Below are 262 nucleotides of genomic sequence, written 5' to 3' on the forward strand. Positions count from 1 at the left end.
GGCGACGACGCTGCGCCACGGAAGCATGGTCAGGTTGTGGAGGCCAGCGACAGATGTAAGTTGTGACAGGGCGGCGGACCAGCGTTGAGCAACTTCACCGCTCGCATTCACGTTGAATTCGCGCATCTGAAGGTTTGAATCGACTCGCTTGTCCCAACCCATATCGGCTGAGACTCTCCCCATCAGTGAATGGGCGGATACGCAATGCGAGACCGCGAGGCGATAGAAGTAGCTCAGTAGGCTTTCAGTATCGGGCGTGCCG

At 58.0% G+C, this 262-nt stretch carries 1 protein-coding gene; it reads right to left on the reverse strand.

All coding sequences use genetic code 11. From position 1 onward, the window contains the following. Nucleotides 1-262: TniQ family protein (locus SB679_RS24815; RefSeq protein ID WP_410704954.1), on the reverse strand; the 262-nt coding region annotated here is incomplete at both ends.

The organism is Chryseobacterium sp. SIMBA_029 (genome assembly GCF_046535275.1).
Taxonomy (GTDB): Bacteria; Bacteroidota; Bacteroidia; order Flavobacteriales; family Weeksellaceae; genus Chryseobacterium.